General features: G+C 37.0%; 15 protein-coding genes. 14 read left to right on the plus strand and 1 reads right to left on the minus strand.

Annotation, left to right across the window (positions count from 1 at the left end; translation table 11 throughout):
- Positions 1-4: 4 nt before the first annotated feature.
- Positions 5-2035: a hypothetical protein gene (locus DXD11_RS09980; protein WP_118758309.1), complete on the minus strand. Its 2031-nt coding sequence runs from the start codon at positions 2033-2035 to the stop codon at positions 5-7.
- A 343-nt stretch (positions 2036-2378) separates the two neighbouring features.
- Here DXD11_RS09980 and DXD11_RS09985 point away from each other — a divergent pair, with 343 nt between their 5' ends.
- From DXD11_RS09985 to DXD11_RS10050, 14 genes are all read left to right on the plus strand, one after another.
- Complete coding sequence (locus DXD11_RS09985) at positions 2379-3113, plus strand: LytR/AlgR family response regulator transcription factor (protein WP_158579436.1); 735 nt, start codon at positions 2379-2381, stop codon at positions 3111-3113.
- Entirely contained in the window at positions 3110-4078 is a 969-nt protein-coding gene (locus tag DXD11_RS09990; protein ID WP_055273363.1) for a DUF5050 domain-containing protein, read from the plus strand. The genes DXD11_RS09985 and DXD11_RS09990 overlap by 4 nt, the downstream gene beginning before the upstream one ends.
- Positions 4079-4203: 125 nt before the next feature.
- The gene (locus tag DXD11_RS09995; RefSeq protein ID WP_158565891.1) at positions 4204-4929 is read left to right on the plus strand and encodes a PP2C family protein-serine/threonine phosphatase; all 726 of its coding nucleotides are present in this window, start codon (positions 4204-4206) and stop codon (positions 4927-4929) included.
- A 26-nt stretch (positions 4930-4955) separates the two neighbouring features.
- The gene (locus DXD11_RS10000) at positions 4956-7052 is read left to right on the plus strand and encodes a serine/threonine-protein kinase (protein ID WP_055273366.1); all 2097 of its coding nucleotides are present in this window, start codon (positions 4956-4958) and stop codon (positions 7050-7052) included.
- Between the two features lie 21 nt (positions 7053-7073).
- Positions 7074-10040, plus strand: a complete 2967-nt coding sequence (locus tag DXD11_RS10005) for a PASTA domain-containing protein (protein WP_118758312.1) — start codon at positions 7074-7076, stop codon at positions 10038-10040.
- A gap of 23 nt (positions 10041-10063) precedes the next feature.
- On the plus strand, positions 10064-12400 hold the full coding sequence (locus tag DXD11_RS10010; RefSeq protein ID WP_118758313.1) for a PASTA domain-containing protein: 2337 nt from the start codon (positions 10064-10066) through the stop codon (positions 12398-12400).
- A gap of 15 nt (positions 12401-12415) precedes the next feature.
- Entirely contained in the window at positions 12416-12784 is a 369-nt protein-coding gene (locus DXD11_RS10015; protein ID WP_055273371.1) for an FHA domain-containing protein, read from the plus strand.
- A 26-nt stretch (positions 12785-12810) separates the two neighbouring features.
- Positions 12811-14265, plus strand: coding sequence for an FHA domain-containing protein (locus DXD11_RS10020; RefSeq protein WP_055273373.1), 1455 nt, complete (start codon positions 12811-12813; stop codon positions 14263-14265).
- Between the two features lie 5 nt (positions 14266-14270).
- A complete protein-coding gene (locus DXD11_RS10025; protein WP_055273376.1) occupies positions 14271-15587 on the plus strand; it encodes an FHA domain-containing serine/threonine-protein kinase in 1317 nt (438 codons plus the stop codon).
- The gene (locus tag DXD11_RS10030; protein WP_022216232.1) at positions 15584-16432 is read left to right on the plus strand and encodes a PP2C family protein-serine/threonine phosphatase; all 849 of its coding nucleotides are present in this window, start codon (positions 15584-15586) and stop codon (positions 16430-16432) included. The genes DXD11_RS10025 and DXD11_RS10030 overlap by 4 nt, the downstream gene beginning before the upstream one ends.
- Before the next feature lie 50 nt (positions 16433-16482).
- Positions 16483-17136: an FHA domain-containing protein gene (locus DXD11_RS10035; protein ID WP_118758314.1), complete on the plus strand. Its 654-nt coding sequence runs from the start codon at positions 16483-16485 to the stop codon at positions 17134-17136.
- A 2-nt stretch (positions 17137-17138) separates the two neighbouring features.
- A complete protein-coding gene (locus tag DXD11_RS10040) occupies positions 17139-18047 on the plus strand; it encodes an FHA domain-containing protein (protein WP_118758315.1) in 909 nt (302 codons plus the stop codon).
- 26 nt (positions 18048-18073) lie between these two features.
- Positions 18074-19015, plus strand: a complete 942-nt coding sequence (locus tag DXD11_RS10045) for an FHA domain-containing protein (protein WP_118758316.1) — start codon at positions 18074-18076, stop codon at positions 19013-19015.
- Between the two features lie 109 nt (positions 19016-19124).
- Entirely contained in the window at positions 19125-21899 is a 2775-nt protein-coding gene (locus tag DXD11_RS10050; protein WP_118758317.1) for a leucine-rich repeat domain-containing protein, read from the plus strand.
- The last annotated feature ends 48 nt before the right edge of the window (positions 21900-21947 follow it).

Here is a 21947-nt window from a genome sequence, read left to right on the forward strand (position 1 = left end):
TTGTTCAGCGTGTTTCCTTATTTTTATGTTCCGCATTCAGCTTGCGGATGCTGGCTTTGATTTTTCTGTATTTGAATAGTGGATACATTGCAAATGTCCACAGGGCATATACTGCGACAAGAATGGGCAGGCCTATCAGATTTCGGAGATTATTTGCGTGCCATACTGCCGTGCTCAGGTATGCGACAAATATACACAGCGCAACATCTGTGATGAGATGCAGCTTCTGATTCACGATATACATAGGATGATAACGGTCGTCAGGTGGCTGGATGTCCGATGTGGACAGGCCCTGTTCAAATTGACACAAATTATAGTTATATATTCCTCTGGCAATTGCAAGCTCAGATATGCTGCCGGCGTACAGGTTGTGTCGGAACAGCGTTGCTACCTCGTAATTATCAGAGTCAGGATTGCCGGCGTAGAATGAGAATTCGGCCATTTTCTGATAATGGGATCTCGCACGGAGAAGTATAAGTATGTTAAGAACACCGTTCAGCAAAATAAGGATCATTGTGACGGAATAGAGCATGGAAGCATTTGGCATTCTGAAATACTCCAGGTCAGGATTCACAAGCTGAAGAATCTCGGCGATCACACCTATGGATGAAAGAGTGACAATGAAAGCGGTGAGAGTAGCCCAACTGTATTTGGACGAATCCGCTACCTGATCATATATATGCCGGATGCAATCCTCACTGTAGTTTGTGAGCTTGTTGTAGCTGGTGTGTCTGAAAGAGTTCAGTCTGGAATCGTAATCCCATGAGCACATGCGCGCCACTCCGAATCTGGACGCAGGAACATGACCTGGCAGATCCGAGGAGAAGAAAGCATCATACCTTTTGTAGGTAATATGGTCATGAACCATGCTGTCGATAAGCATAACTCCACCAAATGATAAACTGACGAGAGCCACCAGCAGAGGAAAGCTGTTAAATACAAATGACACAACAATATACAGAATACTCACCATACAGAACAAGGTGATGATGACTCGTCTCCCCTGTTGTATATCATTAAAAGATCTCGAACAGTTCTGAAAATGATTATATGTAATGCTATAGGTGTTACTGTTCTCATCAAGCACGGAATGTTCAAGTATCAGGCTTAGCTCCGAATACTTCTTGTGCAATGAGAATGGAATAAATCTCAAAGCTGTCAAAATGATGGATGCACACAGCATGACAATACTGAACAGCGTCCCCTTCGTGCTTGTCGCCTCATAGGAACTGATCCAGGTAGAAGAGAAGATGGTTGCAAGCATCTGCACAGAGTAAAGGACTATCAGTGTATATGTTGCAAATGCCTGTAGCTTGTCAACCCTTCTGGCATCATTCATTAGCTTCTGAAAATGTGGGTTGTTCAAGTCAATCGCGGGATGTGCGACCTTAGGCTCTTTGATATTTCTTGTAATTGCAACCTCCGATGCATATGCAGGAAAATTCACATCATCAAAAAGCGCATACAAAAGGATCGTAGCAAGGTATTCTGATGGTGATGTGCATTTGAACAAAGAGCAATAATGTGTAAGCTGGTTGTCTGTTGACAGGACGTTGCTCAGATATGACTGCAATGAAACTATAAAATCAGAGTCCAGTGCGCCTCTCGTTTCTATAAGATTGTCAAGATGAGCGCACAGCTTGTCGTAATCTATCGCATTCAGCAGAGCTCTTATAGGAAGAGGCTGCTCGTTTCCGGAAAAGTTCTTATTTGCCAGGTTGGAAAAGAATACACTCAGCTTGGTGCCTGTAGGATAGCTCTCGTCAGGATAGATGAGATAGTACAGAGGTTTCTGTGCTGAATCGGCATCCTTCTTAAGTCGTTCTATATCCGCATCTTTGAAGACGGAAAATGACATTATTTTGTCAATATCGTCATATTGATTGGGATTCTGTGAAAAGAATAATTGGCTGAAAGTATGTTTGTTGGAGTATGAAGACGTCTGTGGAACAATGGGAATGTTAAGCCCCAGATGCTCTGTGAAAAGCTCCTCCAGAGAGCATATGTGTTCCGCCGGTCTGGTACGATATTTCATCTTTTGTTTCCCCCTCATGGAAATGAAATAGGTTGGTTTAGTAAATATATTTACTAGCCTAAATGAATATATAATAAAAAATTCCGTATTTCAACATTAAAATACAAAAAAATATATCAAATAGAGATATAAATAAATCCATTTACAGTTGAATGTAATCTAGACAACAAAATAAACGTAATAGACAATGTGTTGACTGGGTGGTGATTTTTGATGTTCAAAATTCATATTACTTCAGACTCTATAATATCAGGTAATAATTGATAAAGATCATTTATTTCTTTAAATTGATATGCAATGAGGCGGAGAACCGCATAGATAAATGAGGGGGAGAGAATTCAATATGACAATAGGCGTATGCGATGTAAATCCAGACGAGACGCAGAGAACAGTATATTTCCTGCGCTCTCAAATTAAAAACAACATTATTGATAACGAAAATGTGAGATTTGTTTCATATAACCTTGATTCAGTAATGCTGGATATCGACTATCAGAAGTTCGACTGTGACATCTTTATAACGGAGCTTCTGTATCCAAATGGCAAGAATGGTGTGAACCTGGCAAAAATGATCAATGCCGTAGCCCCATCTTGCAAGATTCTTTTTTATGCAAACAAAATCCCTGAAGAACTGGACATATACGAGGCGAATCATGTGAATTGTATGCTTAAAGGCAGGCATGATGCAAGACTTGTGACATTCATGAATGATCTTGTGGAGAAGATGAACAATGATGACAAGAAGCAATTCATCAAAATCCGATATGACAGGAACGTCAATATCCTTGATTGCCGCGACATAATGTACATCAAAATAGAGAACAGAGTCACGATATATTACACAAATAGAAAAAATGACCAGCGTGATGGCAAATATTACGAATACAGACCTCTCAGCGAGATTATGAAAGAACTCCCAGATAATTTCGTGAGATGCTCAGCCGCTGCGGTGGTAAACAGGGACTATATCAGTAATTATAATCATCAGACCGTTACGATGGTTGATGGGGAGGAGATAAAGATTGGAAGACGGTATGGAGATGTTAATGCAAATAGAAAGGAGAAAGTAGTTCAATGAAAAAAAGAGAAATAAGAAAGTTTATTGTGATGATTATGGGCATAATACTGCTGGTTTCAGAGGTTCAGTTGTTTAGTGGTGATAATGTATATGCCAGTACAAAAACAAGTAGGTACGAGCAGCTATATGTGCCGTCATATGCGGCAATGAGTGGGAAGATGCTGTATTACGCAGTGGGATCAGGGGCTCAAGGAGGGCGGTTGTATATGTACAATACATCTACAAAACGTCAGAAAAAAATATCTGATTTGCGCTGTACGGATCTGACAATTACAAAAAAAAATATATATTGCACTGTAAATAAATATATTGGTTCCGATGCCCGTAACAGGTATGTATATAGAATGTCAAAGGATGGTAAGAAGACGAAAGTCCTTGCGGAAGGCTATAGCCCTGTTGTTGTCGGAAAGTATATTTATTATATAGGTGTTAAGAAAGGCTCTGCTCCGTGGAATGCAAACGTTAAGGTTGAATATGGCTCTACGGGCATATATAGAATGGATTCCAACGGAAGAAACAAGAAGTGCATTTATCGATTCAGTGGGAAGGTTTCAACAGATAAGCTCATTGCTGGAAAAAATCGGGTCATATTTACTGGAAGTAATTCTGTCACATATGCAATAGGAACAAACGGAAAGATGACTCGCGCGAGTATTTCAACTTCAAAAAACAGAATTAGTACATTTACATGGCTTACAAGTTCAACAATTAATAAACTTCCGATATCAAATAATAAATATGGTTACATATATAAGATACAGGGAGCCGCACTTGTCAGGTGTAAAGGAACAAGTCGTAGAACCATATTTAAAGTCCCTGCACAGTATGTTAGAAATGGTGGAATAAATTATGTAATAGATTGTGGAGATTATCTGTTTGTTGTTTCGGGTTACACATATGCGTTCGTTGTTAGTAAGAGTGGAGCGGGCGTAAAAAATGTTGCAGCAGCTTTGATTGGATATTGATGTTGTTATTACGGAGTTTGCCGAAAAAAACAAAATACAGACATGGCAAAACGACATACAGACATGCAAAAACGTGGAGATATATAGTATATGATATAATTTCACAAGAGATGGAGGGGATTAGAATGATAACATATAAGGTATATTCCGACATAGGAAACAGGGAGAAAAACGAGGATTCCGTTGGAAATTTCCATGTAAATCAGAGAGATATATTTGTATTGGCTGATGGACTCGGCGGTCATGGACGTGGTGAAGTTGCTTCTTCAAAGGCGATAGAAACAGCCAGAGATCTTACACAATTAGTTGGAGACAGTAACGCTGACCTTTTGTCAGATATATTTGAAGAAGCTCAAAAACGAGTAATGAATATTCAAGAGGGTACATTCGCAAATGGCATGAAAACGACTCTTGTTGCGTTAGATATATGTTGCGATCAGATCAAATGGGCCCATATAGGCGATTCACGTCTATATTATTTTCAAAATTGTAAGTTGGTTGAAAGAACTTTGGATCATAGCGTTCCTCAGATGTTGGTTCTGGCGCACAAGCTAAAGGAGAAAAAAATCAGAGGGCATGAAGACCGGAATAAATTGCTGAGGGTTATAGGTAGTCCATGGGAGACTAAAAAGTATGATTGTTCTGAGATTATAAATAAAAATGGATTTCAGGCATTTCTTTTGTGTTCAGATGGGTTTTGGGAATTGATAGATGAAAAAGCAATGACTAAGACTTTGAAGAAATCAAACAGTGTTGATGAGTGGTTGGATGCAATGGTTGAGATAGTAAGGCAAAACGGTAAGTGTACGGATATGGATAACAATTCGGCGATTGCCGTTTGGGTTAAGTAGGTAAATATTGTTGGAGGATATATTGAATGCAGAGAAGATGTCTAAATTGTTTTAATTTATTTGACATAGTATATAGCGATAAGGAAGAGAGAGAGGTCTGTCCATACTGTGGATATTGCGAGGGAACACCACCTAAAGAATTATATCATTTATATCCGGGAGTTGGTTTATACAATAACAGGTATGTGATAGGTACATGTATAGGATTTGGCGGATTTGGTATTACATATAAGGCTTGGGATAATGTACTTGAGACGGTTGTGGCTGTGAAAGAGTATTATCCAACTGGTCTTGTGCAAAGGGTTCCAGGAAAGCCACAGGTAATTATTTATACTGGTGAAAGTAAAGAAGAGTATATGCAGGGATTGGAAAGATTCTTGGATGAAGCAAAAAATATGGCGAAATTTGTCGATAATCCAAATATTGTTCATGTTGATGCTTTTTTTGAGGAAAATAATACTGCGTATCTTGTTATGGAATATTTGCCAGGAATGACTTTGAAGAGTTATTTAAAGTCAAAGGGAGGTCGTATAGGCTGTGAAGAGGTTATACCTATAGCTGATGCGGTAATAACAGCTCTCAAGGAGATACATGCTGGCGGAATAATACACAGAGATATCAGTCCTGACAACATAATGTTGTGCAACGATGGGCGGATTAAGCTCCTAGATTTTGGCGCTGCAAGATTTTCAGATGCTGATCAGGAAAGAACCAGATCTATTATTTTGAAACCTGGATTTGCTCCACCAGAGCAGTATCAGGCAAAAAGTAAGCAGGGACCATGGACAGATATATATGCGTTATGTGCAACTGTATATCGCGCAATAACAGGAGTATTACCGGACGAATCTGTTAATAGAGTTATAGAGGATACAGTACAATCTCCAATTCAGATATACAGTGATATTCCTGAAAGAATAAGTAATACTGTTATGAAGGGAATGTCAATATATCCTGAAATACGATTTTCAAATGTAGACGAATTAAAAAAGGCTCTTGATGGAGAAAAGAAAGTTATGGAGCCAAAGAAAGAACTTCGTGTACGCAGAATGAAGCGAACGATAACAGTAGGAATTGCACTTCTTATCGTCGTGTCAATGTCACTTTATGTGTACAACATGTATAAAAATAAAAAAGCTGATGTGGTTATGAATTCTGCTGATATATCGATCTGGATTGCAGTGGATGATCAAATGAATGAAGATGGCGCAAAGGCAATGATGGATAGTGGAATAGAAGCATTCACAAGTAGTCAAGAGAAGGTAAATGTTAATTATAAATTTATACCAGAAGATCAATATGGCAGTGAATTATTAAAAGCATACGAGAATGGAGAGATGCCTACAATATTCCAGGCTCAATATGCAACAAAAGAGATTATGGAGGATGCGGCCAGCGTAGATAAAGTTTATGAATATATGGAAAAGTCGGGATCTGACGATTGCTATCTGTTAGAAAATTATAAAAATTCTATTGAAGAAAGCAAAAAAATTCCATTAAGCTTTGAGGCACCTATAGTATATGTAAAAAGAAGCTCAGAAGTTAAGAATATAGATAATCTGACTATAAGCGACTACAAGCAGATAGAAAGCATGAGTGATGATAGTTTCTATATATCAGAATCTGCGGAAGATATGCTTCTGAGTTCGCTGAATAGTGATGAGAATAGTCAGAATATTGATGATAAAAGAAAAAAAGAATGGAAAAAATTAGGTGGAAGTGAAATATATAAGCAGTTTTTATCTGACGATAAATTATTATATTATTTCGGTTCAACGGAGGACTATAAATTTGTAAATGACAGTTGGGCTGGAAGATATAAGATCGTGAAGATAGAAAGTGATTCAGTTTATGTAGAACCAACTAATGAATTGTCGATAAGTGGAACAACCAGTGATGATGAGAGCAGAGCGGCTTCTTTGTTAATAAGCTATATGTTAAAACAGGGAGCTCAGGAAGCGTTGTTCTTAGGAACATCTTATAGCGATAATGGTGTGGATAAATTGCAGAAAATTGAAGGATTACCAGTTAATAAATCTGCGTTGAAGTCATATACGGATACTAATACTGAATTACAGATTATAGATTCTTACACAGATAACATGAAGATAAAACAGCAGTAAAGTGGGAAGGAGAATATACAGATGCCTGAAAGAATATGTATGGGATGTATGGAAAAATACAATGACAAATACAGTATATGTCCGTATTGCGGTTATAATTCCGAATCTTCAGCTCAGGAGCCATATCATTTAACTCCAGGAACTGTTATTGGAGGAAAATATATTGTTGGTAAAGCAATAGGGTATGGAGGATTTTCTGTAACATATATAGGCTATGATTACAGTATTGATAAAAAGGTAGCGATAAAAGAGTATATGCCTTCTGAGTTTGCAACAAGATCTCCAGGATCTTCACAGGTTGTAATTTTCACAGGTGATAGAGAAGAACAATTCCGTGGAGGAATAGAAAAATTTGTTGATGAAGCAAAACGATTGGCAAAATTTCGTGGAACTCCGGGAGTAACAGATGTTTATGACGTGTTGGTAGAGAATAATACTGCATATATAGTGATGGAATTCCTTGAGGGAGAGACACTCAAAGAGTATCTGGAAAAAAACGGAAAGATTTCACCTGATGAAGCGATAGAAATGATGCTTCCTATAATAAGAACGTTAAAGACGGTAAATGCTCAGGGAATCTTACATAGAGATATTGCACCAGATAACATTTTTATGACCAATAATGGTGAAGTAAAACTCATTGATTTTGGCGCTGCAAGACAGGCTACATCTACAAATCATAGCAAGAGTTTATCTGTAATAGTGAAGCCGGGATATGCACCACCAGAGCAATATAGAAGTAGGGGAGATCAGGGTTCCTGGACAGATGTATATGGATGCGGTGCCGTGTTATATAAGATGATAACTGGAGTTACCCCTGAAGATTCGATGGATCGAGATGCGAAGGATTCACTGAAAGATATATCAAAATTTAATATAGATATTACGACTAATCAGGAAAATGCAATTATGAATGCTCTGAATCTGGAGATAGAGGATAGAACACCAGATATGGAGAGATTGGAATATGAGCTTACTACGGATGAAGAAGTTGCAAGAATAAAGGCTAAAAAGAAGAAAATGGATTTTGGACGTTGGCCATTATGGTTAAAGATATCGGTGCCTGCAGCGGCTGTTTTACTATTGACGCTGGGAACTTTATTGGTCACAGGCGTGATAAATTGGAAGATGTTTATACCGGGGGCGACATCTAAAGTCAGGGTGCCTAATGTTGTAAATCAAACGCTCAATGATGCAGAGATAATGATTCAAGAAAAGGATATGCTGATTCAGATAGTTGATCAGGTTGAATCTGATACGATTCCTAAAGGTGCGGTTTTGTCACAAAACATTCCTTATGGTACGGAAGTCAAAGGGGGAATGGTGTTAGAGGTTACAATATCTGGAGGCGTAGGACAGGTGTATATGCCTGATGTTGTTGGTTTATCTAAAGAAAAAGCTGAACAGGAATTGAAGGATCTGGGTTTGTTTGTAAAAACAGATACGGCTGAGAGCGAAATAAAGAAGGAATATATTTGCGCACAGCAGTACAAGTATGGCGAGGCTGTAGATAAAGGTTCAGAGGTTAACCTTACGGTGTCATTGGGTAAAAAAGAGTATGACAATTCGAAGAAAACAGAAGTGCCGAATGTTGTAGGTGAAAAATGGGATGATGCAAGAAAAATGGCATCTGATAAAAGAATATACATATATAAATCAGATATAAAGAACAGTGATACTGTTGAGAAAGATATAGTTATGAAACAGTCTTTGAAAGCTAAGTCAAAGGTGGAAGAAGGTTCTGACTTAGGCGTTGATGTGAGCCTCGGAATAAATACAACGCATGTTCCAGAGGTTGTATATAAGAGCTTTGATGAAGCTTCAAAACTTATGAATGACAGTAAGATAAAAATAGAGGTTACATACCAGAAGAGTGATGTGGTAGCTAAAGATCATGTAATATTCCAGAGCGTTGAGGCGGGAACAGAGGTGAAAGTATGGTCTACAGTATCGCTGTGTATAAGTGAGGGCAGTGATAAGATTGATGCTGCACCTAGATATGAAGATACTGATAAGAAGAATACAACATCAGAGCAAACAAAAACAACAGAGAAGACAACGGAGAAAAAATCAGAGAGTAAGAAGGAAGATAAGAACACTGAGGACAAAAAAACAGAACATGCTACAGAAGAACAGCGCACAGAGAATAAGACAGAAAGAACAACTGAGAATGTAAAACCATCAAAAGATGATTCTATGGTAGATGTGCCTAGTCTGGTTGGAATGTCTTTGCAACAGGCTGAAGCAATGCTGGAAAGTAATGAATTAAGTGTTGGAAGTGTGGAATATAGATCTTCCTCATCATCTAGTACAGGAATAGTTTTGGATCAGGGTATTGGTTCAAATCAGAAGGTAAAAAAAGGAACTCAGATATCATTGATAGTTTGTTCGAATGATACTGTGACAATGTATAGATATAGAGATGTGCAGGATTATGATATAAAAAAGACTAACAGTAACAGCACACCAAGTGGTTATACATATTACAAAACTGAAGAAAGTCAGTCTTATGGGAACTGGGGAGGATGGACCGAATGGAGTTCAAACTACGCACAATCCAGTGATACATGTAATGTAGAAGCGAAAGATGGCGCTGTGTTTGGACGATATGATACATACAGGGCCGATGGTTCTTATGAAAGAACTGATGATAAATGGCAGAATTCAGGATCTATAAGGAGGGATTATTACCTTCCGTGGGATGAAGTATCACGTGCAAATCCGTTTCAGTGGGCAGGCAGTTCGACGGAAAGATGGGTATTTAACAGTAATGGAGAAATTAATTACAGAAATGTTTCAGGTACTGGAGATTGGTCGTGGACGGGTACGGTCTACAGATATCAGACCCGGTCTGTGAATAAGGTATATACATACTGGTACAGAAAACCAATTTATGGTTCGTGGTCTGAGTGGAGCACATCTAGAGTTAGTGAATCCTCAACAAGACAGGTTGAGACAAAACAAGATTATGTATATGAACAATACTAGGAAGTAACAGGAGGCAGTATGGTATGGCGGAACAATTATGTATGGGATGTATGAATAAGTTTGATGAAAATGATAGCGTATGTCCATATTGTGGATATAGGGTGGATACTCCGCCCGCAGAGCCATATCATTTAGCTCCGGGAGTAATACTTGGCGGGAAGTATATTGTAGGGAAAACCATAGGATATGGTGGATTTTCGGTTACATATCTGGCATATGATTATAGTCTTGAGAAGAAAATAGCTATTAAGGAATATCTGCCATCTGAATTTGCAACAAGGGCTGTTGGCTCATCAACGATATCTATCTTTAGTGGAGATAGGACTGACCAGTTTAACGGAGGAATAGAAAAGTTTATTGATGAGGCAAAGAGGCTTGCAAAATTTAAGGGAACAACAGGAATAACAGATGTGTATGATGTGTTCCGTGAAAATAATACAGCATATATTGCTATGGAATATCTGGAGGGACAAACGTTAAAAGAATTCCTCCTAGATAACGGTAAAATAGATTATCAAAAAGCTGTTGATATGATGATACCTATAATAAGGACTTTGAAGAAGGTTCATGAAAAAGGGATATTACACAGAGATATAGCTCCAGATAATATTTTCATAACTTCAAATGGAGAGGTAAAGCTTATTGATTTTGGCGCTGCAAGACAGGCGACATCAACAAATCACAGCAAAAGCCTGTCGGTTATAGTTAAACCGGGATATGCGCCTCCAGAACAGTATAGAAGCCGTGGAGAACAGGGACCGTGGACAGATGTATATGGTTGTGGTGCAACTTTGTACAAAATGATAACTGGCGTAACTCCGGACGATTCAATGGAGAGATGTTCTAAAGATACACTGGAATTACCATCAAAGTATGCAGGGGACATATCAGAGAATGTTGAGAATGCTATATTGAATGCTTTAAACATAGAAATCGATGACAGAACTCCGGATATGGAAAGACTGGAATATGAACTTACGACAACGGATGTTGTACACAAAAATCGTGTAACATCAAAATCTAGAGATCTTGGAAGATGGCCAACATGGTTGAAAGCAGTGATATCAGCATCAATATTAGCTGTACTGGCAGTTGGAACCTTACTGGTAACTGGTGTAATAAATTGGGATTCATTGATTCCTTCGGATGATAGATCAGATGCAAGAGTGCCAAATGTTATAAATCTTACAGTTGATGATGCTGAGAAAATATTAGCCTCTGAAAATATAGATATGAAAATTGTTGATAAGCAGGAGTCGGAAGATATACCTAAAGACTCAGTATTATCACAAAATATAAGCGGTGGAAGTCAGGTACAGAATGGTATGACAGTAGAAATAGTTGTATCGAGTGGAAAAGGACAGGTGTATATGCCTGATTTCACTGGAATAGGACAGGCTGAAGCAGTAGAACAAGTTGAAAAGATGGGGCTGCATGCGAAGATTGAAACACAAGAAAGTGAAATAGCTCGGGATTATATATGTGACCAACAATATAAAGAAGGAGAAAAAGTAGATAAAGGCTCAGAGATATTATTGAAAGTATCTATTGGCAATAGCGGTTATGATGAGAGCGTAGAAACTACAATTCCAGATGTTGTTGGTGAAACATGGGAGAATGCAAGAAAGTGTGCAAGAGAGAAAAAGATATACATATATAAGGAAGAAACGCTTAATGACAGCAAGGTTGCTCAGGGAAACGTGATAAAGCAGAATCATAAGTCTGGAGAAAAAGAAAAACAGGGGTTTGTGTTGGGGGTAAAAGTTTCTCTTGGTGTAAAAATGACTCATGTTCCTGATGTAGTTTATAAGAGCCTTGAAGATGCCCGGAAACTTATGGATGAGAGTAATCTTCAGATAGAGGTCGAATATGAACAGAGTGATAAGGTTGAGAAGGATCATGTAATATCGCAAAGTATAAAACCAGATACGGAGGTTGAGGAAAAAACAATTATAAAACTTGTGGTGAGTAAAGGCAAAGATTTTGAAGATAATTCAGAAGCAACTAGTGATACAGAAGAAACAACAGAAATTACTACAGAGGATACACCTACGACAGCCCAGGAGACTACTACTGAAGAAGAAACGACAGAAGAACCAGAACCAGATGATGAACCGACAAAAGCAATCGTCCCAGATTTATCTGGATGTAGTGAAGATTCTGCTATATCGATGTTGTATGATGCGGGGCTTTCAGTTGGAAGCATAGAGTACAGGTCTGATCCTAATTCATATGATGGTGCTGTTTTAAGTCAAGGTGTTTCTGCATATTCCGAGGTCGATTATGGAACATCGGTTTCACTGATAATTTGTAATAATGAAAAAGATGAGAGCGGAAATTATATTTGCCCAGAATACTAACAGTAGAGGATAAAAATGGAGAATGTTAAGAAAATCAATTCAAGACAGCAGGTTCTAAATCATGTTCCACAGGATGGAGGTGCGATTATCGGTGTCAGAGGGTATCTGGCAGGGGTTATTATTGCTGTGAATTATGGAAATATCATAACTATAGGCAGGGATCCGGGAACATGTAATCTGATCATGGAGGGAGATTTCATCAGTCGTACACATTGCAGATTAAGCTACAACAATGGTACTGGTTTGTACACAATAGAAGACCGATCAACAAATGGAATAATCCTTCCGGATGGTCAAATAACAAAAAAAGGACAGGTTGTTTCAGTTGCTGGTGGAACACATATATGTATCGGAACATATAGTGAAGAACTTTTATTACGATAAAATTTGAGAAATGGAGAGTGGATGAGATGAGTGAAAGCTGTCTATTCAGATATTTAAAAAAAATAGGCCTGAGCGTGCTGATAACGATGGCCTTTGTTATGAATGGTCTAATAGGTTCGGTCATAACTGCGTACGCTGAAAACACTGTGGTTAGTGAAAGCAATGAAGATATAACGGACGATGGTGGCGTAAATTATTACATTTTTTGGGATTTTAAAAGATCAATATATCTGGACGAGTATGATGCAAGAAATGACTCAGGAAAAAACCTGGAATATGTTGGAACTCTAATTAGTGATTTTGCAGAGAGAAGCGGAGATCTGACAAGAAATATAGAGGTGTATTATATAACATCTTCTGAAGCTGAAAAGAAAACCGGAGATTTTACGACCATAAAGAACAATACAGGAGTGGTAAATCTGTCGGATGTCATCAGCCAGTCTCGTAATACTAATGATTTTGTGGATTCTGAAAATAGGGATCCTGATGAATTTAATAACGAATTGTATGCTGTATTGGAGAATAAAGAAAATACTGACAATACAAATGTGTATATATTGCTAACCGATGGTCAGGAAAAGTTACAAAAGAAAAGTAAGGAGCTTTTAAATGAAAGTAATAGTTTAGTGTATTGGGTCGATATATCCAGATATAAGGCTACTCCGGACACTACACGTAAAAGATATGATTCGATGAAGGGGATAGACAACTTCTTTAAAGAGGATTGTATTGATGCGGCACCATTGGATGAAGCTGCTGATGATGTGCTCCTAAATATAGAGACAGATGTAGCAGGAAGATTAAATATTGGTTATTCAATTAATAACGAGGAATCAATAACAGAAAATAGTACAACATCTGGCAATTGGACGGGATATGCAACAACAGAAGTCGTTGAGGTAACATCAGTAGAATTATATGGTGTTGCAACCCCTACAGATGGCGGCGATGGAAGTAATAACGATGGATTTATCAATAAGCTTAAGTCATGGTGGACGAATGGAATAGTTGGAAAGCTGATAATTATATTTTCAGCTTTAGTTGTGGTTGTTGTTATTACTTTAGTGATTATTTTGACTGTTAATCATAGGCAGAAGAAAAAACGCAAAATAGATCGACACAGAAAAAATGCACAAATAACAAATAATAATGATGTAGGCATGGATAATGGACATAACTACAATAATTCGATGGATGTACAGATAGAGGTTATAGGAAGAAAGCCTGATGTGAAAAATGTTCATATAAATGGAAGTGCATTTATAGGCAGGGCAAACACCTGTGACGTTTTTATCAATGAAGTTACAGTTTCAAGACAGCATATTGTATTGGAATGTAAAAATGGAGAGTTATTCGTTCAGCCGTTGATGACTGCGACAAACAGTACAAAATTAAATGGTAAGCAGATAACTGACAGACATCAGTTGTTTTCGGGAGATAGACTGATGATCGGTGCAGTAGGAATTATAGTAAGGTGGTGATATGAATGAATATTACATATGCATTGGGTAAAGGAACATATTTATCAAATCGCTATCGTATAGATGAAATTATTGGTCAAGGTGGATTTGGAATAACTTATGTGGCATATGACGAAGCAGAAGGCAAAAAGTGCGCTGTGAAGGAATATTTCCCGAGGGATAGCGCCGTAAGATTATCAAATGGAAAAGAAGTAAAAACAGTATCGGATGAGAAAATAGAAATTTTTAATCATGGCCTTACGAGATTCATGGAAGAGGCAGATGTTCTATGGAAGCTCCAAGGCGTTGAATCTGTTGTATCAGTGTATGACAGGTTTAAAGAAAATGGCACCGGATACTATGTGATGGAATATGTTGACGGAGTTACATTAAAAAAACTTGTTAGGGAAAATGGTAAATTAAAGTTTAAATATGTAAACAAAATTTTATTTGATGTCGGAACTGCGCTTATTCAGGTTCACGCATTGAATATATTCCATAGAGATATAAAGCCAGACAATATTATGGTGGATAGCACCGGTGTAATAAAGCTCATTGATTTTGGAAATGCCAAAAATATAAAAAGACAATCTGGTAATGAACAATTGTCAGTGATGCTTACTCCTGGATTTGCTCCTTTTGAGCAGTATTCATCAAAGTCTGAGCAGGGTACATTTACTGATGTGTATTCACTTGCAGCGACCGTATACTATCTTCTTACGGGAAAGATGTTATTAAACCCTAATGAAAGACTGCTATCCAGTGAAGATATAGTTCTGAATGATGAGGACATTCCAGAGTATGTAACTGATGCTTTATATAAAGCGTTGAGAGTAAATTATAAAGAACGAACACAGACTATTTATGAATTTTTATCAGATATGAGGCTGATAAATGAGACCGTATATTCTCATGATGATAACCAAAATGCGGATATCTTAAAAAAGAATAATGAGAATAAGGCCAACGGAATACATGCGGTTACGGATAACCTTATTTCTGCAACACATGGACGAATTCCGCATCCATACATAGTTATTATTTCTGGAGACAATGAAGGTACTACCATTGATATACCTCTGGACAGAGGAGTAATTGTTGGCCGAACCAAGAATTATGCCCAGATTATATTCAAACAGGATGAATTTATAAGTAAAAAGCACTGTGAGGTATACTACGACAGCCTAGAAGATTTGATATACATTACGGATTTATCTACGAATGGAACATGGGTTAATGGGTACAAGCTTAACCCAAACCAAGTATATTCTGTAGATAAAGGAAGTGTGGTAACACTGGCAAATCAGAAATGTTCTTTTAAGGTAGGAGTGACATATTTATGAGAGAAGAAGCAGCAAGACAAAATGAAGTTACAACAGTCAGACTTACTGAAGAAATAAACTGGGAAAGTATAGATCGTAAAGAAAATGCATTGCATATCGAAATCGGACAGTCATCAATAATAGGAACAAGAAGTTATCAACAGGATGCTTTATTTGTAGCAAAGTATGAAAATGGAATGACTTTAGCTGTAATTTGCGATGGTATGGGTGGTTTGAACGGTGGTGAATTGGCAAGCAATACAGCGGTGAAAATGTTAGTGAATGATTTTAAGTCAGTGAATGATTTTAGTGAGGTTCCAATATTCTTAGAGAGGGAAGTTGTACGTCTCGATGAGTGTGTAGCAGATCTCGAGGATGAGTATGGAAATGCATTGGGAGGCGGTTGTACTTTAGTGTGCGTTGTTACAAAAGGGAATGGTATGTATTTCATATCAGCAGGTGACAGCAGAATTTATATAGTGAGAGACAATGATATACAAGCAATAAACAGAGATCATAATTTCAGACTGCAGTTGGATACAATGCTGAGAAATGGACAGATAACCGAGAAAGAGTACGAGATGCAGGAGAATCAGGCCGAAGCACTTATAAGTTATTTAGGAATGGGCAATATCTCGTTGACGGATAGTAACACTGAGCCATTTTATCTGGAAGAAAATGATCTGATACTATTGTGCAGCGATGGTCTTTATAAGAGACTTAGCAACGAACAGATATTAGATATTGTTTTGGATAATCAGAATAGTATGCAGGTGATAGCTGAACGATTAAATAAGGTTGTTATGCAGCTTACACAGAGAAATCAAGATAATACGTCGGTAATTCTGCTTAGATATGGCAGATAAAGGGCAGAAAGATGCCGTCATAAATATACAATCAAGAGGAGGACAAATTTATGAATTTAACAAGATGTGCGAAAGGTCATTACTATGATATGGACAAGTTTTCAATGTGTCCACATTGTGCAAGTGCAAATGAAGGTATGGGACAGACAATGAGATATACTCAGCCGGTAAATGATTCTGCATTTTCAGGTGGAACATCACTTTCCAGTAATGCGACTGATGATACTGTAAATTATACAGATGCCGATACATCATTCACAGACATGATAAATGATGCAAAAAACAAGCCGGAAAAAGATGATGATGATTCAGTGACAATAGGTTTCAGTGGAAGTTCAGGAAAATCAGAAGTTGTAGGATGGGTTGTATGCATTGAGGGAAGTGATAAAGGAACTGGATTCCCATTAAAGACAGGAAGAAACTTTATAGGTAGAAATGCAAATCAGGATATAGTTCTTGCAAAGGATAGAACAGTATCAAGAGATAAGCATGCGATAATCGTATATGAGCCAAGACAGAGAAAGTTTATTGTTCAGCCTGGAGATTCCAGGGGCCTGTTCTACTTAAATGATGAGGTCGTTTTGGGATCAAAAGAACTCAATGCATATGATGTAATACTTGTGGGCGAGACAAAGCTGGCGTTTATACCTTTCTGTGGAAAGAAGTTTAGCTGGGATGATGGATTACAGAGTGAGGAGGAGTAAATATGTATACTGGTAAAATTACATTTATTCAGGGAGAATTACAGGGAAGTAGTATAGATCTTCAGCCTGGTAAGCAGCAGGTTCTGGGACGAAATGGAGCGAATTGTAATATTTTCTTCCAGTCTGACAGAGTAAGCAGGGTTCATTGTGCAATAACATTTGACGAAAATACAGGACGGCTGAGTTTACTAAATTATTCAACATCGGGAACAACAGTAAATGGTAATGAGTTGGGACCACAGCAGACCGTAAATATAGATAATGGAGCAAAAGTTAAGCTTGGTCATTCAGACAATGTGTTTACGTTTTCTGCACAGCTTGTAAATACGAATGTCAGTACACCTAAGAGGACGGGAGTTATCAAAAGATTGTCTAAAAAGTACACACCTCGACCAGATAATGGTGCATCTATATTTGAAGATTATCTGGTAGAAGATGATGAAAAAGAAGTGCTTACATTGTCTAATGATCGTGTACTCAATTTCTTTACTGGAAAAGGTTTGCTTAAGAATAAGGCAGTGCTTACAAATAGAAGATTATACATAAATGAGCATAAAGGAATTATATCATATGCATATTCAAGAGATGTAGTAGAGCTTGATGAGGTTACAGGCACATCGATAGTGAAGAGAAATCCTATATGGAGTCTGGTTATGGCGGGAGTTTGGCTTGTTGTAGGTATTATTTCAATGTCGATTACAGGTGTTGCTGCTACATTTTTGCCATTCCTTGCGCTGACACTTATACAGGCGTATACATACTTAAAACTGTGGGGAAATTGGTTTGTTGTTCATTTCCCAGGAGGAAAATATACATTCTCAATTAAAAATATTTCGTTGTATGAAGTAGCAGAATTTCAGAGAGCAATATGCGCTTTGAAGAGGAAAGAATTTAAATATAGCGATATGTAGGCAATGGGTGTAAGAGGAGAGTATATATGGCGAATAATAATGCAAAGATAAAATTTTTATCCGGGCAGTATGCCGGATCAGAAATCGAATTGACACCGTTTACAGCAATAGTGTTGGGAAGAAATCCCGCAGTATCAAATTTTGTGTTCAGTAATGAAAATATAAGTAGAAAGCATTGCTCGATACAATATAATCCAAATGATAGAAGATTTGCTGTGAGTGACTATTCTTCATCAGGCACATACATAAATAATGTGAGGAGAATGCAGCAGGGGAGCGTGGAGTATCTGAATGGAGGAGACACTATTAAGTTAGGTCGTACTGATGAGATAATCCAGCTTATCGCACCTCAGAGATTTGAAAATGAACGAGGGGCAAGTGATCAGGATATTTATGATGATGATGACGATGACAGAGCAACTCAGAAGATGTCGGCATCTCAGGCGGCCGCTCAGCCGCAATTAACAGTGAGAGGCGGTTCTGAAGATAGCTATAACGCTGGAAATAGCGAAGCATCTGTTCAAAATCAGGTCAATAATAATCAATATAATGGTCAGTTTGTACAGAAAGTGTCGTGTACATTGGGAACAATTGGTTTAATTTTTGCGGGTGCAGCATTTTTGGTATGTCTTATATCACTTATTTATATCTTGGCTACAGATGCACAACATTTTGCACCAGCATGTGTAGTTTATATAAATAATTGGGGTGGCTCATTTGAATTCATTGCAGTATTTGCCTTTGTCGGTTTAATACTTGGAATAGTTCAATTATCAAAAAATGTTACAAAGGATGCCAAAATAAAAAATATAGGAACGGTTGCTATTGTGTTGGCTGTAGTTGCAATGTTGTTGTTCAGCTATATTTATATGTCTGCTGCATCGTGTCCGAAGAGCGAACTTATTGAGTATGGCATTGGACAGGCTGGAGAATCCTTGGATGATATGCTGAACGAGCTGTTTCAGTAAAAATAAAACTTGAAGATATGAGGTGATGGTGACATAAGTGGAATTAATTTGACTGATAGAGGTTTACAAATAGTCGCCATCACCGAATTTATTAAAAAGGGGATTTATTATGAGAATTTTACGAGATGTATTAGGTGCTATTATTACTACTATTATTGTATTTTTTTCAATGTCAGTATGTGCTATGGCTGATGAATATGAAAGTGGTGATTATAAATATGAGATAAATCCAGACGGTAATACAGCAACGATAACGCAATATATGGCTGAAAATGAAATTGTAGAAATTCCAGCATATATTGATAATTATAAAGTGACAATAATCGGTGAGGGAGCTTTTTTTGGTAAATTAATTACAAAAGTGAGTGTACCAGATACTGTTGAAAAAATATCTTCTAGTGCATTTCGCAGTTGCAGTATGGAAGACATACAATTACCAGACAGCTTGAAAATTATAGAGGATAATGCATTCGAACAATGTGTTTATTTGAAAAAAATATATATCCCATCGGGAGTAGAGGAGATAAGAAGCGAAGCATTTTATCATTGTGAAAGTTTAAATGAAATATATATATCTTCTGGTGTTAAGGAAATAGGCTCTTATGCATTCTGTGGATGTGGTAATATAAATTCTATTGTGGTGGATGAAGCAAATACTTATTTTGATAGCAGGGAAGAGTGTAATGCGTTAATTGAAACGAGTAGCAATTCTATCCTGCGTGGCTGTATAAATACGGTAATACCTAAAAGTGTAACGTGTATAGGGGTATGCGCATTTGATCATTGCAATAATTTAAGCAGCGTAGAAATTCCATCAAATATCGTGAAAATAGACAGCGAAGCTTTTTACAATTGCCCAGATCTGAAAAAAGTTGTTATTCCGGAAAACGTAGTAGAAATGGGGGCTGGTGTTTTTTCTCATTGTGAAGCATTAACTAGTGTAGAATTATCAAAGAATATAAAAGAATTACCTAAAGAATTATTTTTTTTGTGTACAAGCTTAGAGTATATAGAATTGCCATCTGGGCTTATTTCTATAGGAACAAGAACATTTAGAGAATGTACGGGGTTAAAAAACATCTATATACCACAAAGTGTTAAATATATAGGAGATGGGGCCTTTGAGGGGTGTTCCTCTTTGAGCTTTGTTAAACTTCCGAATAATATTGAAACAATTGATAGTTGTGCGTTTGCCGCATGCACAAATTTAAAAAACATTACAATTCCAGAGCATGTAAAAAAATTAGGAATGTCAGCATTTGCTTATTCAGCGTTGACTAGTGTAGTAATACCATCGGGGATAGAAATTCTTCAGAGTGATATTTTTAGTAATTGTGTAGATTTAAAAAAAATAGAAATATTAGAGGGATGCTCAGAAATATCAGAAGGGATGTTCAATGGTTGTATAAGTCTGATGGATGTTCAACTTCCGGATGGAATTAAATATATAGGAGAAAAAGCATTTGCAGAATGCAAGAACTTATCAAGTATATTAATTCCGAATAGTGCCATTATAATAGAACCTGATGTATTCAGTCAGCACAATAATATGTTTGAAATTAAATGTTATGATGGTTCGGTTGCATACAAATATGCCGTTAATAATTCAATTAAATACACAATTATAGAGGCTCCACTACTTGATATATCACAGGCAGAGATTTCGGGTATAAAAAATAAGAATTATGATGGAATTTCACAAAAACAGGATAGTATAAGTGTTAAATTGAATGATGTTCAGCTTCTGGAGGGAACGGATTATATATTATCTTATGAAAATAATATATATCCAGGAGAAGCAAAAGTAATAATATCTGGAATTGAAAAGTATTGTGGTTCTATAGAGAAAACATTTTTAATTATAAAGCAGATTGTAAATATCGGGACAAATTCAAATATCAGCATTTCAAATATTCCGAGCAGTGTAACATACAGTGGATCACAAATAACATTCCCTAATTTGAAGGTTACAATATCTGACACTGTTTTGGAGGAGAAAAAAGATTATATTGTTACTTATACTGGAAATATAAATGTTGGAAACATGAATATTATTATCACCGGAATAGGTGATTATACAGGAAGTATTACGAGAAAAGTAAGCATCAAACAGCGAGAAATCTCAGAAAAATCATCTTCAGTAACTGTAGCTGGAATTCCAAAAACTGAGGTATATACAGGCAAAGCGCATACATATTCTAAAATTGTTGTTAGATATAACAATGCGATGTTATCTTTGGGGAAAGACTATGATGTAAGATATTATAATAATAGAAATGTGGGAATTGCCAAAGTTGTAGTGTTAGGGAAGGGAAATTATACGGGAAGTATAACAAAAACATTTATTATAAAAATCCCTGTTGGAAAGGTGTATGTATCGGGTGGACTGAAGTACAAAGTTATGAGTTTTGGTTCTGATGGAAAAGGAAATGTAGCATTGATCGGAAGTGTGGATAAAAAAATTAATAAGAAATTCACAGTATTAAATGTAAAAAAATATGTGAATATTGGTGATGCTAAAATGAATGTGGTCGCAATAGGGGATAATGCATTCAAAGGATATATTTATCTGAAAAAGTTAATAGTAGGATCAAACGTAAAGTCGATAGGAAAAAATGCTTTTTATGGATGTAAATCACTTTCAAATGTGGCGATTGGTGAAAATACAAGGAGAATAGGTGACAACTGCTTTTCGAAATGTTCAAATTTGAGAAAAATGGACATATATTCGACATATCTAACAAAAACGTCTGTTAGAAAATGCGCATTTAAAGGTATATACTCCAAGGCTTTAATAAAGGTGCCAGCAAGATGCTTAAAATCGTATAAGAGTTTAATGGTATTAAGGGGGATATCAAAAAAAGCAAAGATAACAAGTAGATAATGGTTTGAGAACTGTATAAATTGCGATGATATATAGAGGTGAATGATT

Origin of the sequence: Coprococcus sp. TF11-13 (assembly GCF_003481085.1) — a bacterium.
Lineage (GTDB): Bacteria > Bacillota > Clostridia > Lachnospirales > Lachnospiraceae > Coprococcus > Coprococcus aceti.